16 protein-coding genes are annotated in these 15,890 nt (G+C 65.4%); 8 read left to right on the top strand and 8 right to left on the bottom strand.

The window, feature by feature from the left end:
* Positions 1–26: 26 nt before the first annotated feature.
* The 3 genes from J6525_RS15460 to J6525_RS15450 all read left to right on the top strand — a co-directional run bounded on the left by J6525_RS15460 (position 27) and on the right by J6525_RS15450 (position 3,473).
* Positions 27–497 carry a peroxiredoxin family protein gene (locus J6525_RS15460; RefSeq protein ID WP_225645314.1) on the top strand — a complete coding sequence of 157 codons (471 nt, stop codon included), beginning with the start codon at positions 27–29 and terminating at the stop codon, positions 495–497.
* Between the two features lie 107 nt (positions 498–604).
* Positions 605–2,086 carry an aldehyde dehydrogenase gene (locus J6525_RS15455; protein WP_225645313.1) on the top strand — a complete coding sequence of 494 codons (1,482 nt, stop codon included), beginning with the start codon at positions 605–607 and terminating at the stop codon, positions 2,084–2,086.
* 163 nt (positions 2,087–2,249) lie between these two features.
* Positions 2,250–3,473 carry an ABC transporter substrate-binding protein gene (locus J6525_RS15450; RefSeq protein ID WP_225645312.1) on the top strand — a complete coding sequence of 408 codons (1,224 nt, stop codon included), beginning with the start codon at positions 2,250–2,252 and terminating at the stop codon, positions 3,471–3,473.
* 233 nt (positions 3,474–3,706) lie between these two features.
* Here the strand turns inward: J6525_RS15450 and J6525_RS15445 are convergent, their stop codons facing one another.
* The 4 genes from J6525_RS15445 to ftsE form a co-directional block, all read right to left on the bottom strand.
* Positions 3,707–4,468, bottom strand: a complete 762-nt coding sequence (locus J6525_RS15445; protein ID WP_225645311.1) for a lysophospholipid acyltransferase family protein — start codon at positions 4,466–4,468, stop codon at positions 3,707–3,709.
* 13 nt (positions 4,469–4,481) lie between these two features.
* Positions 4,482–5,192 carry a YdcF family protein gene (locus J6525_RS15440; protein WP_092080555.1) on the bottom strand — a complete coding sequence of 237 codons (711 nt, stop codon included), beginning with the start codon at positions 5,190–5,192 and terminating at the stop codon, positions 4,482–4,484.
* A 164-nt stretch (positions 5,193–5,356) separates the two neighbouring features.
* The gene (locus J6525_RS15435; protein WP_092080552.1) at positions 5,357–6,328 is read right to left on the bottom strand and encodes a cell division protein FtsX; all 972 of its coding nucleotides are present in this window, start codon (positions 6,326–6,328) and stop codon (positions 5,357–5,359) included.
* A complete protein-coding gene (gene ftsE / locus J6525_RS15430) occupies positions 6,321–6,980 on the bottom strand; it encodes a cell division ATP-binding protein FtsE (RefSeq protein WP_016845305.1) in 660 nt (219 codons plus the stop codon). The genes J6525_RS15435 and ftsE overlap by 8 nt, the downstream gene beginning before the upstream one ends.
* A gap of 181 nt (positions 6,981–7,161) precedes the next feature.
* On the opposite strand from ftsE, the gene J6525_RS15425 reads away from it, so the two are divergent.
* Both J6525_RS15425 and J6525_RS15420 read left to right on the top strand, forming a co-directional pair.
* A complete protein-coding gene (locus J6525_RS15425; RefSeq protein WP_225645310.1) occupies positions 7,162–8,028 on the top strand; it encodes an MJ0042-type zinc finger domain-containing protein in 867 nt (288 codons plus the stop codon).
* A gap of 37 nt (positions 8,029–8,065) precedes the next feature.
* Positions 8,066–8,443 (top strand): response regulator, encoded by a 378-nt coding sequence (locus J6525_RS15420; RefSeq protein WP_225160505.1) that lies wholly within the window; start codon positions 8,066–8,068, stop codon positions 8,441–8,443.
* A gap of 171 nt (positions 8,444–8,614) precedes the next feature.
* Here J6525_RS15420 and J6525_RS15415 read toward each other — a convergent pair whose 3' ends face one another.
* The 4 genes from J6525_RS15415 to J6525_RS15400 all read right to left on the bottom strand — a co-directional run bounded on the left by J6525_RS15415 (position 8,615) and on the right by J6525_RS15400 (position 13,755).
* On the bottom strand, positions 8,615–8,992 hold the full coding sequence (locus tag J6525_RS15415; protein WP_225164603.1) for a TadE/TadG family type IV pilus assembly protein: 378 nt from the start codon (positions 8,990–8,992) through the stop codon (positions 8,615–8,617).
* Positions 8,989–9,492, bottom strand: a complete 504-nt coding sequence (locus J6525_RS15410) for a TadE/TadG family type IV pilus assembly protein (RefSeq protein WP_225645309.1) — start codon at positions 9,490–9,492, stop codon at positions 8,989–8,991. The genes J6525_RS15415 and J6525_RS15410 overlap by 4 nt, the downstream gene beginning before the upstream one ends.
* Before the next feature lie 11 nt (positions 9,493–9,503).
* Positions 9,504–10,817 carry a pilus assembly protein TadG-related protein gene (locus J6525_RS15405; RefSeq protein WP_225645308.1) on the bottom strand — a complete coding sequence of 438 codons (1,314 nt, stop codon included), beginning with the start codon at positions 10,815–10,817 and terminating at the stop codon, positions 9,504–9,506.
* A 319-nt stretch (positions 10,818–11,136) separates the two neighbouring features.
* Complete coding sequence (locus J6525_RS15400; protein WP_168857835.1) at positions 11,137–13,755, bottom strand: TIGR02302 family protein; 2,619 nt, start codon at positions 13,753–13,755, stop codon at positions 11,137–11,139.
* Positions 13,756–13,926: 171 nt separating this feature from the next.
* On the opposite strand from J6525_RS15400, the gene J6525_RS15395 reads away from it, so the two are divergent.
* From J6525_RS15395 to J6525_RS47260, 3 genes are all read left to right on the top strand, one after another.
* Entirely contained in the window at positions 13,927–14,310 is a 384-nt protein-coding gene (locus J6525_RS15395) for a carboxymuconolactone decarboxylase family protein (protein ID WP_018268955.1), read from the top strand.
* Positions 14,311–14,509: 199 nt separating this feature from the next.
* Positions 14,510–15,421 (top strand): NAD(P)-dependent oxidoreductase, encoded by a 912-nt coding sequence (locus tag J6525_RS15390; protein ID WP_225645307.1) that lies wholly within the window; start codon positions 14,510–14,512, stop codon positions 15,419–15,421.
* A gap of 218 nt (positions 15,422–15,639) precedes the next feature.
* Positions 15,640–15,890 (top strand): helix-turn-helix domain-containing protein (locus J6525_RS47260; protein ID WP_312009796.1); only part of this gene is annotated, 251 nt, incomplete at its 3' end.

Here is a 15,890-nt window from a genome sequence, read left to right as displayed (position 1 = left end):
CGTGAGCGGACGCAAGGAACCGATCTGTGACTCTCGCACCTGATATCGCCGCGTCGCGCTGGTTCAACACCAGCGAGCCGCTGACCCTGGCTGGGCTGCGCGGCCGGCCGGTCCTGCTGCACGCGTTCCAGATGCTGTGCCCCGGCTGCGTCGCGCACGGCACGCCGCAGACCCAGCGCGCGTTCGAGCTGTTCAAGCATTCGGACCTGCAGGTGATCGGGCTGCACACCGTATTCGAGCACCACGCGGCGATGACGGAGGTGTCGCTGGAAGCCTTCATCCACGAGTACCGGCTGACCTTCCCGATCGGCGTCGACGAGGCCGGCGAAGGCACGCCGATCCCGGTCACCATGCAGCGCTACGGGATGCAGGGAACGCCGACCAGCATCCTGATCGGCCGCGACGGCACCATCGTGCATCATGGCTTCGGACAGCAGAGCGACATGGCGCTCGGCGCGATCATCGCAGCCGAGCTTGCCGCGCCGCACGGCCGATAGCGGCCCGCCCCGGCTGCAACCCGGCTCACGCGACTGCGTTATGACGGCGTCGCGCAATGCGTGATAGCGTTCCGCCAACCAGAACCATCGCCTTGCGGGAGGATGTCATGAAAACCTATCAGCTCTACATCAACGGCCAGTACGTCGACCCCGCCAATGGCGAATGGTTCGACAGCATCGATCCCTATCGCGGCGAGGCCTGGGCGAAGATTCCGCGCGGCACCGCCGCCGACGCGGACAAGGCGGTGAAATCAGCCAATGAGGCGATGTGGCGCGGCCCCTGGGCGAAGATGACGGCCTCCGCACGCGGCAAGGCGATGCGCAAGCTCGGCGACCTCGTCGCGGCCAATGCCGAGCGCCTCGCCGAGATCGAGGTGCGCGACAACGGCAAGCTGATGGCCGAGATGCTCGGCCAGCTGCGCTACCATCCGGAGTGGTGGTGGTATTTCGGCGGGCTCGTCGACAAGCTCGAGGGAGGCCTGGTGCCGATCGACAAGGCGGAGACCTTCGCCTACACGACCCATGAACCGGTCGGCGTGGTCGCGGCGCTGACCGCCTGGAATTCGCCGCTGCTGTTCGTCGCCTGGAAATGCGCCGCCGCGCTCGCCGCCGGTTGCGCCGTGGTCGTCAAGCCGTCGGAATTCACCTCGGCCAGCACGCTGGAATTCGCCGCGCTGACCAAGGAGGCCGGAATTCCCGACGGCATCTTCAACGTGGTGACCGGCTTCGGTCCCGAGGCGGGCTCCGCGCTGATCGCCCATCCCGGCGTCGCCAAGATCACCTTCACCGGATCGGACACGACCGGCGCAAAGGTCTACGAGACCGCGGCCAAGAGCCTGAAGCGCGTCTCGCTCGAGCTCGGCGGCAAGTCGCCCAACATCGTGTTCGAGGACGCCGACCTCACCGCCGCCGCGGCCGGCGCGATCTCCGGCATCTTCGCCGCCACAGGGCAGACCTGCATCGCCGGATCGCGCCTCCTGGTGCAGAGCTCGATCAAGGAGAAGTTCGTCGCGCGGGTGCTGGAGCTGGCAAAGTCCGCCAAGATTGGCGATCCCATGCAGTCCGACACCAATGTCGGCCCGATCACGACGCCGGCGCAGTACAAGAAGGTGCTCGACTATATCGACATCGCGAAAGCCGAGGGCGCGCGCTGCCTGCTCGGCGGCAAGCCGGCCACTGGCGACGGCATCAAGGGCGGCCAGTTCGTCGAACCGACCATCTTCACCGACGTCGACAACACCATGCGGATCGCGCGCGAGGAGGTGTTCGGGCCGGTGCTGTCGATCATCTCCTTCGACACCGAGGAGGATGCCATCCGGATCGCCAACGACACGATCTACGGCCTTGCCGCCGGTATCTGGACCAAGGATCTCGCACGCGCCATCCGCGTGCCGAAGCAACTGCGCGCCGGCACCGTGTGGGTCAACACCTACCGGGCCATCAGCTACATGATGCCGTTCGGCGGCATGAAGCACTCGGGCGTCGGCCGCGAAAGCGGCATCGACGCGGTCCGCGAATATCAGGAGACCAAGAGCGTCTGGATCTCGACCGCGACGGACGTGCCGGCGAACCCGTTCGTGATGCGGTGAGTTTTCCGCACTGACATCGCTTGCTTCACCGCTCCCGGACGGACAGAGGTACGACGGCACCCGCGCGCGCCGAGCTGTCGCACTTGACGTGCAGGGTGAAGCAGCGATCATCAGCCCCACGGCACGCGCCGAAGAGCGTGGCCGATACTTGGGGAGATTCGCCATGACGTTTCGTTACGCGCGCGCAGTGTTCTGCGCGCTCATGCTCGCCGCCGCCCAACCTGCCCTCGCCGACAAGAAATACGGCCCCGGCGTCACCGACACTGAAGTGAAGATCGGCCAGACCATGCCCTATAGCGGCCCGGCGTCCGCCTACGGCACCCAGGGGCGTCTCGAAGAGGCCTACTACGCGATGATCAACGCGAAGGGCGGCGTGAATGGCCGAAAGATCAAGCTGATTTCACTCGACGACGCCTATTCGCCGCCGAAGACCGTGGAGCAGACGCGACGCCTCGTCGAACAGGACGAGGTGCTGGCGATCATCGGCACCATCGGCACGCCGACCAATTCAGCGATCCAAAAATATCTGAACCAGAAGAAGGTCCCGCAGATCTTCATTTCGACGGGCGCGGCAAAATGGGACGACCCGAAGAACTTCCCGTGGACCACCCAGCTTTATCCGCCCTACCAGATGGAGGGCATGATCTTCGCCAAATATCTGTTGAAGAACAAACCCGACGCGAAGCTCGGCGTGTTCTCGCAGAACGATGATGCCGGAAAGGATTACGTCAAGGGGCTGAAGGATGGCCTCGGCGACAAGGCGAAGACGATGATTGTCAAGGAGGTGACCTACGAGGTCTCCGATCCCACGGTCGATTCGCAAATCGTCTCCCTGAAAGCCTCGGGCGCCGATACGCTGTTCACGATGGCAACGCCCAAGTTCGGCGCGCAGGCGATCCGCAAGGTCTACGAGCTCGGATGGAAACCGCTGAATTACGTGGTCAGCGTCTCCTCATCGATCAAGGGCGTCATGGAGCCGGCCGGCATCGAAGCTTCGAAGGGATTGTTGACCGCGCTCGCGTTCAAAACGCCGACCGATCCCACCTGGGAGAACACCGCCGACGTGAAGGAGTTCAAGGAGTTCCTGGCGAAGTGGTACCCGCAAGGCGACATCGCCGACGGCAGCAACGTCACCGGCTACATCTCGGCCTATATGACGGTGAAGGTCATCGAGATGTGCGGCGATGATCTGACGCGCGAGAATTTGCTGAAGCAGGCAACCAACCTCAACAAGGTGGTTGCGCCGCTGCTGCTGCCCGGCATCGCCATCTCGACGCGGCCGGACCGCTATGCGCCGTTCACGCAGATGCAGATAGCGACATTCGACGGCAAGAGTTGGGTGCCGCAAGGCGAGACCTTCAACACCGACGCGGCGGCCGGTCAGTGATGGCGACGCCTTTCGCGATACGGTAACTCTCCGCATCGTCATGAGCCGGGCAGCCGCCCGAAGGACGGCATCGCTTCGGCTTGCCTGTGCCCGGCCATCCACCGTCTTGCTTCAGGCCGAACCAAAAACGTGGATGCGCGGGACAAGCCCGGGCATGACGATTTCTGAAGGGACCGACGAAACCGCGGGCACGAAATTCCCGGCAGCAACCGCACCAAAGCTTGTGCTGCGCCCTACCCTTTCGCCGCGTTCGGCACACCGCCGAACAGTTTCGCCTGCTCGGCGCGGCCGGCCTCGACGATGCGGGTGGTGGCGGTTTCGATCTGGTCGCGCAGGCGAGCCATGAACTCGTCGCGCGGCAATCCCGGAGGCAGCGGATCGAGGAATTCGACCACCAGCGTCCCCGGATAGCGCATGAAGGTGCGGCGCGGCCAGAACAGCCCGGAATTGAGCGCGATCGGCAGGCACGGCACGCCGCTCTCGGCATAGATCTGCGCGACGCCGGCCTTGTAGTTCGGCGCCGCACCGGGCGCGGTGCGGGTGCCCTCGGGAAAGATCACAAGTTGGCGGCCGAGCTTCACCTCGGCCGCGGCGCGCTTCAGCGTCTTGATCAGCGAGCGCGGGCCGCCGCCGCGCTCGACCGAGATCATGCCGACCTTCTTGAGGTACCAGCCGAACACCGGGATCATCATCAGCTCGCGCTTCAGGATGAACAGCGGATGCTCGAAGAAGCGCACCAGCGCAAACGTCTCCCAGAACGACTGGTGCTTCGAGGCGACCACCAGCGGCCCGCTCGGAATCTTCTCGATGCCGCGAAACTCGATCCTGATGTTGCAGATCACGCGCATCAGGAACAGGCTGATGTTGGCCCACGCGACTTCGAGCGCCATCAACGCCCCCCGCGGCAACAGCAGCGCCGGCAGCGCGATGATGCAGAGCACCACCAGCACGAGATAGAACAGCACGTTGAAGATCAGCGAGCGCAGGAAAATCATTTCACCCTTGGTCCTAATTCGCCTGCGCCGTCGCCGGGCGGCGTGGCGCGGCAGCCGGCTCGGCGAGATCGGAGGTCAGGTCGAGGCCGAGATCGGCCAGCCGCACCCGCATCTCCGCGGCGACATATTTGGCGTATTCCGATAGCAAGAGACGGAACGTCGCGCCACTCGTCCACCAGGGCTCGTCGCGCCATTTGTCGCCGACCACCGCGAACGGGATCAGCGTGACGTCGGGCATCGCATGTGACAGTTCCACGATCGCCCGCGGCATGTGGTAGTTCGAGGTCACCACGATCAGCGACTTGAAGCCGCGCTCGCGCGCCCAGCGCCGCGTCTCCGCCGCGTTGCTGCGGGTGTTGAGCGCCGAACGGTCGAGATCGACGCAGCAGCTCATCAGCCCCTTGCTGTCCGGCACCGAGCGAGAAATGTCGCTGGCGTCGTTGGTCGGATGTACGCCCGAGATCAGCAAACGCTTGCCGTAGCCGGCGGCCAACAGTTCCATGGCGTCGGACACCCGCGACGAGCCGCCGGTCAGCACCACGATGCCGTCGGCATTTTGCGGCGGGTCGGTCTCGACGCCGCGCAATTGCGAGAGGAAGCCGACAAAGCCGACCGCCGCGGCGACGAAGGCAAGCGCCAGCGGCGCGACGATAACAGCACGCAGCCAGCCGCGCGGGCGCGCGGCAAAGCCATTCGGCGACGTATCGTCGGACTGCAAACTCATGTGATGCGGTTATCCTTCCCCCCGGGGGATTTTAAAGCATGATCCGGAAAAGTGAAAACCGGTTTTCCCCGGGACCAGGGCCGCGTGCATGCGCGCGAAATCACACTTGGGCGACGAAATGCGATCACGAGGCGGCGCCATGATTTCGAGTTTTCGCGGCGCCGTCAGTCGATGTCGTCGAGCGTGGCAAACAGGGTGCGCCGCGATGCCCACGCGGTGATCGCCGCGATCAGCACCGCCTGCATCGCCAGCACCAGATAGCCGGACGGACGCAGCGAGAACGTGCCGAGCAGGGCCGCGAACTGGTCGCCCACCGGCGTGCCGGAGAACCAGTTGGCGATCGACTCGGAGAAGCCAAACGCCAGCATCGCCGCACCGCCGCCGATCAGCCCGCCTTGGAGGCCGAGCCGAAGGAAATGCCGCAGGAAGCGGTTGGCGATGAAGCTGTCGCCGGCGCCGACGAAATGCAGCACCTCGACGATCGGGCGGTTGGCGGCCATCGCGCCGCGGGTCGCGAACGACACCGAGATGATGGTTGCGATGATCACGAGGATGAGGATGCCGACGCCGGCGAACGTCGTGGCGCCGGTCATCGAGCGCATGCGCTCGATCCAGGCGCGGTGATCGTCGACGCTTGCGGTCGGCGCCGCCTGCGTCACCCGCGCGCGTAAGCCGGCGAGATCGAGCGTGGTGCCGGGCTGCACCCGCGCCACGATGACGCGCGGCACCGGCAGTTCGTCGATCGAGAGCCCGCTGCCGAGCCACGGCTCCAGCAGCTTGGCGGATTCCTCCCTGCTGAACGGACGGACCTCGAGAATGCCGGGCTGCGCCCGCATCGCCTCCACCGCGGCCTGCGCGTCGCGATCGAGATCGCGGCCCGGCGAGGGGCGCACCTGGATGGTGATCTCGCTCGATACTTCCGACTGCCATTCGGCGGCTGACGCGCTGACCAAAAGCACGGTGCCCGTTGTCAGCGAGGCGAGGAAGGTCATGATCGCGACGACCGCGACCAGCGCACGGCCCGAGATCGAGGCGCGCGGCACGATCGGCGACATGTTGCGCGCGGTGGCCGGGACCTGCGGGCGTTCGCGCCCGAGATCGACCAACGACACTTTCTCGTCGCCGCCTCTATTCATAGATGTGCAGCCGTCCCTGATGCAGCACCAGCCGCCGCGCCTCGTATTGATCCATCAGCGTGATGTCGTGGGTCGCGATGATGACCGCGGTGCCGGATTTGTTGAGCTCGATGAACAGCCGCAGCAGGCGGCGCCCGAGCGTCGGATCGACGCTGCCGGTCGGCTCGTCCGCCAACAGCAGTTGCGGCCGCGAGATCACCGCGCGCGCGATCGCGGCGCGCTGCTTCTCGCCGCCCGACAGGATCGGCGGCAGCGCATCCATGCGCTCGCCGAGGCCGACCCATTTCAAGAGATCGATCACCTCTCGGCGATAGCTCGATTCCTCGCGGCCCATCACGCGGAACGGCAGCGCGACGTTCTCATAGGTGGTCATGTGATCGAGCAGGCGAAAATCCTGCAGCACGATGCCGATCCGCTTGCGCAGGTCGGCGACCTGGTCCTTGCTCAGCAGCGAGACGTCCTTGCCGAACAGATTGACCAGCCCGCGGGTCGGCCGCAACGACAGGAACAACAGCCGCAGCAGCGAGGTCTTGCCCGCGCCCGACGGCCCGGTGAGGAACTGGAACGAGTGCGCCGGGATCATGAACGAGAGGTCGCGCAAAATCTCCGGGCCGAGCCCGTAGCGCAGACCGACATTTTCGAACCGAACCAATGCGCTAGCTCCGTTCGAGAGGGCCGATGGCCCAATACCCCACACCGACGGCGAAGACGGCCCGAACCCCGGCCGAGCGCCCGCGAACCGCACAGAAAGCTTGTGCTTCGGTTATGGTTTCCGATTCGTTAACGGTCGCTAAGTAGCATCCGGGCATCCACACGGTGGAGATTCGGCCTCCATGCATATTGTCTGCCCGCATTGTACAACATCCTACGCCATCAATCCGGCCACCCTTGGCGAGGCCGGACGCACCGTCCGTTGTTCCCGCTGCCGGGAGGTCTGGCTGGCCCGGCCGGAGGACGCCATCGGGGCGACCGCGCCCACTCTGGCCTATCAGTCCGCCGGATCCGACCTCGCCGCCGAATGGGAGGCCATGGGCCGGGAGGAGGCTGACGCGACCCCGATGGTCGAGAGCCCCTCGATTTCGGCCGATTTGCCCGCCGAGGGCAGCGACGCCGCCACGGAATGGCCGGCGCTGGCCGAGGCGGATGCCGCGGCCCATGCCGACGCCGGGGACGCGGGAACCAGGGGCCGCTTCCGCCTGCACCGGTTTCCCCGCCTGTTCCGCCTGCCCGCCCTGCCCCGAATTCCGTTCATGCCGGTGATCGGTGCCCTGCCGACCACCTGCGGCGCCATGGCCGCGCTGATCATCGCGCTGTTCGTCTGGCGCAACGACGTGGTGCGGCTGCTGCCGCAGACCGCGCTGTTCTACAAGATGGCCGGGCTCGACGTGAATTTGCGCGGGCTCGCCTTCAAGGATCTCAAGATCACCAACGAGACCGTGGACGGCAAGCCGGTGCTGGTGATCGAGGGCATGATCGTCGGCCAGACCAGGAAGCCGGTCGAATTGCCGCGGCTGCGCTTCTCGGTCCGCGACGCCCAGGGCGCCGAAATCTATGCCTGGAACGCCGTGCTGGAGCAGCCGGTGCTCAATCCCGGCGAGCGGGCCTTCTTCAAGTCGCGCCTCGCCTCGCCGCCGCCCGAAGGCCGCAATATCGACGTACGCTTCTTCAACAAGCGTGATCTCACCGGCGGCCGCGCGTGAGCCGCCGGCCAACTCTATCGGGAACCGACCAATCACCATGACGCGTGTTCTGATCGCCGACGACGAAGACTCGATGCGCTCGCTGGTGGCGCGCGCCATCGCCATGGACGGCCACGAAACCGTGACCGCGCAGGACGGCGCCGAGGCGCTGGAGGTGCTGACGCGCGACGAAGGCGCGTTCGACCTTCTGCTCACCGACATCCAGATGCCCGTGATGGACGGCATCGCGCTGGCGCTGACCGCGGCGCGCGACTTCCCTGCGCTGAAGATCCTGCTGATGACCGGCTTCGCCCATCAGCGCGAACGCGCCTCCGGCCTCGAGGCGATCGTGCATGACGTGGTGACGAAACCGTTCTCGGTGGCCGATATCCGCACCGCGGTCGCGGACGCGCTGGCGGCGCGGAAGGCCCGCTAGTGTGCTGAATGCGAAGTTCGTGCGATTTCGCGGCAGCCACTTTCACGAACTTCGCATTCATAAAGCACACTAGAATCAAAAGTTTGCTAGTGTCCTTGTCGAATCCGAAGTTCGCTCCGAAGGTGCGGCAAATGATGCGAACTTCGGATTCGGGACACTAGGGTTACGAGCTCAACTCGGAAAGCATGCCCGGGCGGTCAGCGTCACCGGGGACAGATTGAGAAATTGTGCAAATTGAAATGCATAACTCGCGCTGACCACGTTGCCGCAGGCTGACGTGGAATAGGTGAATGTCTGCGCCGGGAGCGTGAGGCCGAACGCCTGTTGCGCGGCGTAATTCGTGATGGCGCTGCCGCTTGGACAGAGCGTGCTGTTGACGGTCGCGCAACGCGCCGCCATTTCCGTGCCGTGCTGCAGCCCGAGCTGGGTCCAGAACAGCAGTCCGAATTCGATGATGCCAAATATGAACAGGAAGAACACGGGAGCGGTCAGAGCGAATTCCAGCGCGGAGGCCCCTCGATTGTCCCGCCATAGCGGTGTGAGTTTCACTGCAGCCTCGCAGTGGACTGGGCGCTATAGGTGTAGGTGGCCGCCACAATCTGATAATTGATCAGCGTGTAGTAGGTCCCTTGCGCCGAAACCATGGCATATGTTCCGGCCTGCGCGCCGCTGGGGCAGACCGCACCGCAACTGACGGTGCTGACCCCCGAACTGGTCGGGCACCCGCAAAACTGGTACGGCTTGGGCGAGGCATTGATGGCTGTGGAATTCGTGGCGGCTGTTACGGCGCTGGTGACGCCAGTCTCGTCAAAGCCGCGCACGATGGCGTATTGCGCTCCCGCCTGCGCGGCATTCTCGACCTGCATCTTGCGATAGAGCGCGAGTCCGATGTCGGTTACCGAGACGACCATCAGGGACAACAACGGGATCATGATGCCGAATTCGATGGCCGCGACGCCGCCCCTGTCGTGAACGGCGGTGCGCACCAGCCGCGTCAGAGAGAAAGCCAATCGATCACGGCTGTTGGATGAGGATCTCTGGATTTGCATCGGGGCCAACCTCACTCGATGAGTTGCGCGGTTTGCGTGCCTATCGTCGCGGTGCCGAGCGCCGAACAATTGACCTGAAGGTTCGACGTGCCGCTGAACGTCAGCGTGTCCGCGATGATCTTGGTGCATGATGTGCTTGTGCCGTTACCACCGCCGAAGCTGAGGTCGGCCTTCGGCAGGTAGATGGCGCCGCCGAAGTTCTGGGTCGCACCACCCGTGAGATTAAAGGTAGTCCCGGCCGGCATGTTGCGGTCGCCATACATGACGATGCCCTTCGTGGAGCCGGAGGTCGGCGCCGTCAGATCGACGATCGCGTTGCTGCCGATCGAAGCCGTGCCCCACTTGCTTCCCGAGCCCGTAAAGACCAGGGTCACGCCGGTGCCCGTGATGGTGGCGTTGCCCGCGACGCTCAAGTTCGAGCCGTCCAGGTAATAGATGCCCGGATCGAGGTTCAGCGTTGCGCCGGCGTTCACCGTAATGCTGCCCGAGTAGCAGCCGGGGCTGAGGGAGTTCGTCTTTCCGTTGGAATTGACCGTAATCTTGGCGTTCGTGCAGCTCGGCTTCGACGGCGGAGAGACGTTCGCATACGGGTCAGCCATTGGCTTCACATGCGTCTTGACGCCGTTGGTGGCGGTGATGTTGCTGGTGCCGGAGACGTCGCCGACGACGCCGACCTGATTGGCGGCGACCGTCGCGCTGCCGGCCACGTTGAGCGATGGGCTTGCACCCGAGTTGCTGTAAAGGTTGCACTTGATCAGGTTGAGCTGGTTGCCGCCGCTCACGTTGACCGCGGGACTGGCGCTGGCGTTGAGCGCAAGCACGCAGCCCGTCCCGGAATTCGGCAGCGCGACCGCGCGCGCGGTGACCGGCACCGGGGCCGAGCCGAACAAGGCTGACAGCAACCGCTGTTGCGGTTGGCTCACGATGACTTCGACCGCCTGCAGGTTCGACGTCTGACTGCCGGTCTTCGGCGGTTGATTCACCGTGACCGTGACGTTGTTCGCCCCGTTCGCGTAACCGTAGTTTGCCGTGACCGCATTGGCTTCGGACAAAAGGTCGGCGCCTGCACTTGCCGCCGTTGCGGCGCTCACCGCGCCGGAGTCGGCGGCACTCTGCATGTTCTTATGTTTGTAGTACCACCATCCCACTTCGGTACCGAGCCCTGCCGTGCCGACCAGGACCGGCATGAGCAGCGCTGAAATGATCACATAGCTGCCCGACTGGTCTCGAACGAATTGTCGAACCAAGCTGGTCTGATGTTGGTGCCGGCGAGTAATACCCAATGGCCGGTATGACGATGCAATGAATAAACGGCTGTGCCTCATGTGCTCTCCTGAGACGCTTGCCAATTTTCCGAAGTAAGGTGACGCAAGCGACTTAAATGCGCACCAACGGGAACCCGACAATTTTAGGAAAATTGTGCGAAACGGGCGGACGACACCCGGTCCCGATCGCACCCGATTGGAACGCGGGGCGCGTAGCCCGCAGAAGCTGACGTCTGCAGGCTTACGACCGTCGTGCATATTCCGCGTCATTCCAGTGGAAGCGCGGCATACAGGTCGCCGTGGCCGTTCGATTCAAGCGCCGATGTCTCGTGAGTAGGCACGAGCTTTCACGGATGACGACAGTCGAAGGACGAGGCGCTCAATAATCCTTCAGCAGCCGCTCGATGTAGTCGAGCTCGATCTGCGGCCGCGACGGATCGGCGAGGCGGCGGCGCAGCTCTTCGAGGATGCGGCGGACGCGCTGCACGTCGATCTCGCCGGGGATCTTCACCGTGTAGTCGTCGCCGAATTCCCGGCCATGCAACGGGCGGCCGAGCGGATCGGTCTGGTTGCCGCCGCTCTGCTGGCGGCCGGCGCGGTTGCCGGGGCTGTCGCCCGGCTGGTCGCCATCGCCCTGCTGCATCGCGTCGGCGAGGCTCTGGGCGCCCTTGCGCAGCGCATCCAGCGCACGGCCCTGCGAATCCACCGCGCCGTCGGCATTGCCCTCGCCGAGCCGCCCGGAGGCATCGCCCATCGCGGAATCGGCCTGGTCGAGCCCGTCATCGCCGTCATCGCCCTGGTCGCCGCCTTGATCGCCCGGCTGCGCCTGGTCGCCCTTCTGACCCTGGCCTTTCTGGCCCTTCTGGCCGCGCTGGTCCGGTCCCATGCCGCGCTTGGCGAGCTCTTCCTGCAGCTTCTTCAGGCGATCGCGCAGCGCCTGCTGGTCCTGCTGCAGGTCGCCCATCGACTGCTCGCCCTGCTTGCCGCGCATGCGGTCGCGGCGGGAATCCTGGCCCTGCTTGAAGGTCTTGTCGCGCAATTGCTGCTGCTTGCGGATCATGTCGCCGAGCTCGTTGAGCGACTGCTGCATGTCGTCGTCGCCCTGATTGGGCTGCGCCATTTGCAGGTTTTCCAGCATCTGTTGCATCTGCTCGAGCAGCTGCCGCGCCGCATCCTTGTCGCCGGAGCGTGACAGCCGCTCCATGCGATCGAGCATGTTCTTGAGATCCTGCTGGCTCAGCACCTTGGCATTGGGATCGAGCGGCCGGGCGAGCTGCTGCGGATTGTTGCGGAACTGCTCGACCATCTGGCGGAGGAAATTGTCCAGCGCGGCGCGCAGATTGTCGGTGAGCTTCTTGATCTCCTCGTCGGTCGCGCCGCGCTCGAGCGCCTGCTTGAGCGCGTCCTGCGCCGCACGCAGCGCCTTGTCGACGTCCGAGATGTTGCCGTCCTCGATGGTGACGGCGAGCGACCACAGGCTGGCGACCACCTCGCGCAATTGGTCGTCGGTGCGCGCCGCCTCGAGCTGCCGGCTCACGGTGTGCAGGCCAAGGTAATAGCCGGTCTCCGGCATGAACATTTCGGGCGCGATCATCAGCGCCTCGAGCGCGGCGAACACCTGGCCGTTCTGATTGGCGTCGAGCGCCAGGATACGGCGCTGCTCGATCAGCGCGCGCGCCAGCGGCTTGGTGAACAGGCGCTCCGGCAGCCGCATGTTGAACGGCTCGCTCTTGCCCTCATTGCCGGCCTCGTCCTTGGCCGTCAGCGTCAAGGTCACGTCGGCGCCGGCATAGGGATCCTCACTGAGGTCCTTCACGGTCTGGCCGACGCCGTTGCGGGTGCGCGCATTCGGCAGCACCAGCGCGAATTGCGGCGGCTCGAACAGCGGTCGCGGCTGCGCCGCCTTGCCGTCGGCATCCTTCTTGCCGTCGGCCTCCTTCGGCGCATCGGTCGGCCGCACTGCGAATTGCGCGCGCGCTTCGCTGACGCCGTAATCGTCCTCGAGCCGGTAGGACATCTGCAGCGCGCCGCGCGCCTGCCGCTCCGGATCCTTGGCGAGCGCAATCGACGGCGGGCGGTCCGGCGTCGCAGTGAACTTCCATTGCGGCTGGCCGGCCGGCGCGCGGACATGCGCGGTGCCGTCGCCGGTGATCTTGAAATGCCGCTCGTTGGTGCCCTTGGGCGCCTGCCCGTCCGGCGCGACCTCGGTAACACCGCCACCGACGACGACGTCGATGCTGCCGCCGCTGGAGCGCACCAGGAGCGTGCTGCCGGCCGGAACCGCGAGCGGGGTGGTGTCCGCCGCGTTGGCGTCCTTGTTGGCGTTCGACAGAATGATCGGCGGCTTGCCGGTGTAGTTGGGCGGCGTCACCCAGGCATCGACCCGGACATTGGCCGGCGCCATGATGCCGTTCCAGTCGAATGCGGAGGCGACCCGCAGGCCGCGCTCGTCGCCGGCGGCGACATAGCTCGCGACCAGCATCACGATGACCAGCGCGCGCAGCGCCCAGGGGTCGTGCAGCGACACGCGCGGCCGCGGCAGCCCGGCGCGGATGCGCTTGATCGAGGCCAGCGTGCGCTCGCGCTGCGCCTGCCACAGCGCCAGCGCAAACGGGTCCTTGTTGGTGAGCGTGTCGGAGAGCGTGGTCGCCGGGCGATGGCGAATGCCGGCGCCGCGGTCAAGCCGGCTCAGGCCCTCCTCGCGGCTCGGCCAGCGGAAGCGCACCAGCGGCGACAGTGCCGCGAGCGCGGCAATCGCGAACAGGCCGGCACCGGCCACGCGTGCGACAAACGGCAGCACCAGCCACAGCCCGGCCCAGGACGCGACCAGGAACAATCCTGCGACCGTCAGGAACCGGGCCAGATGCGGCCAGGCCCGTTCCCACCCAATCGCGAACCTTGCCCGCTGCAGAGCCTCTGTCAGTTTCAGCCGCGCGATCGCATCGCTGTCGCGGACGGCGCGTGACGGGTCAGAGGGGTCGATGTTGGCTCCGCTCAATAAAATCTCCGGGTAGCCGGCAGGTCAGCCTAGCACGGCGGCGGCTTTGAGGCACCCGTTCCAGGCAGTAACCCACACCGGGAAATACGCATAACACGAAGGCGTGACTGCGGCGGTTCGACCCCGTAACGTCCCGGCCGAACCATCGCATTAACGCATGAGGAACGCGATATGGACCAAAAAACGCACGACAAGGGGCTCGAAATCCGCAAGGCGGTGCTGGGCGAAGCCTATGTCAACAATGCGCTGAAGAATTCGGACAGCTTCAACAAGCCATTCCAGGAACTCGTCACCGAATATTGTTGGGGCGCGGTCTGGGGCCGCGAGGAACTGCCGCGCAAGACCCGCAGCATGCTCAACCTCGCCATGATCTCGATCCTGAACCGGCCGCACGAATTGAAGGCCCACATCAAGGGCGCGCTGACCAACGGCGTATCCCGCGACGAAATCCGCGAGATCTTCATGCAGGTCTCGATCTATGCCGGCATCCCCGCCGGCGTCGACAGCTTCCGCATCGCGCGCGAGGTGTTCGCCGAACTCGACAACAAGGCGTGAGCGAGCTGCTGCCTCACCCGCAATGTCGTCCTGGCGAAAGCCAGGACCCATAACCACAGGCCTTCGTGGTGGGAACACGCTGTGGCTCCAGCGGAGCACAGCAATCAACCGCGGTGGTAATGGGTCCCGGCCTTCGCCGGGACGACAGCGAATGTGGGAGGCGCGCATATCGCACATAACGACATAGAGGAAACGACTCATGGAAATCGGATTCATCGGCCTCGGGAAGATGGGCTTCCCGATGGCGCGCCGGCTGATCGAGGCCGGCCACAAGCTCACCGTGTTCGACACCAGCAAGGACGCGCTCGACAGGCTGGTCGCACTCGGCGCTGTGGCCGCAACCTCGCCCAAGGACATCGCCGACCGCGTCGAGACCGTGATGGCGAGCCTGCCCTCGCTGCAGGCCTCGCTCGAGGTGGCGACCGGCGCCGGCGGCGTGATCGAGGGCACGCGCGTCAAACGCTTCGTCGACCTCTCCACCGTCGGCTCGCGGATGGCGGTGAAGATCCACGAGCTGTTGGGCAAGAAGAACATCGTGCAGATCGACAGCCCGGTCTCCGGCGGCGTCGCCGGCGCCGAGAAGGGCACGCTCGCGGTGATGGTGTCGGGCCCGCGCGCCGATTTCGAACTGGTGAAGGGCGCGCTCGACGTCATCGGCAAGGTGTTCTTCATCGGCACCAAGCCGGGCTCCGGCCAGACCATGAAGCTCGCCAACAACTTCCTGTCGGCGACCGCAATGGTGGCGACCTCGGAGGCTGTTGTGATGGGCGTGAAGTCCGGGCTCGATCCGGCCGTGATGATCGACGTCATCAATGCCGGCTCCGGGCTGAACACCGCGAGCCGCGACAAGTTTCCGCGTTCGGTGTTGCCACGCAGCTTCGACTTCGGCTTCGCCACCGGTCTGATGGTGAAGGACGTGCGGCTCGCCGTCGAGGAGATGCGCGCGCTGGGGCTGTCGATGGAAGTCGCCGAAGCGGTCGGCCGGCTCTGGGAAGTCATCATCCGCGACGAGGGACCGGAGTCGGACTTCACCGCGGCGATCAAGCCGATCGAGAAGGCCGCGGGCGTGATCGTCGGCGGCGGTAAAGGCGGCAGTCACGCCGCGAAGTAACGCTCTCGCCGAAATAAACGCTGTCGTCCCGGGCAAGCCAACGGGTCGGCGCGAAGCGCCGCCCGATGACAGGCTCCGCGCGACCCGGGACCCATCACCACAGGACTTCGTGGTTTAGCTGAGCTGCGGCCCCAGCTCAGGACAACAATCAGAAGCGGTGGTAATGGGTCTCCTGAGTTCACAAACGAAGTGCAACACTTCCTTGAGGAGGTGTTGCCATGGGGCGGACTTACAAGCAGCTCTCTCTGGACGACCGATGCGAGATTGCCTGCCTATCGGCCAATGGCAGCTCGGTCCGGCAAATCGCGGCAGCTCTGGATCGCTCGCCATCAACGATCTCTCGGGAACTGAGGCGCAATCGGGGGAGCCAGGTCGGCTACAAGCCGAGCTATGCCCAGCACCAGATGCGAGCGCGGCGCTGGACGGGCGGACGCCTCGAACGGGAGCCCGGCCTGCGCCGCGCGGTGTT

The organism is Bradyrhizobium australafricanum (assembly GCF_020329495.1).
GTDB classification, from domain to species: Bacteria; Pseudomonadota; Alphaproteobacteria; order Rhizobiales; family Xanthobacteraceae; genus Bradyrhizobium; species Bradyrhizobium australafricanum.
Note: the sequence above shows the minus strand (reverse complement) of the source record. Positions and strands in the feature narration are given on the sequence as shown.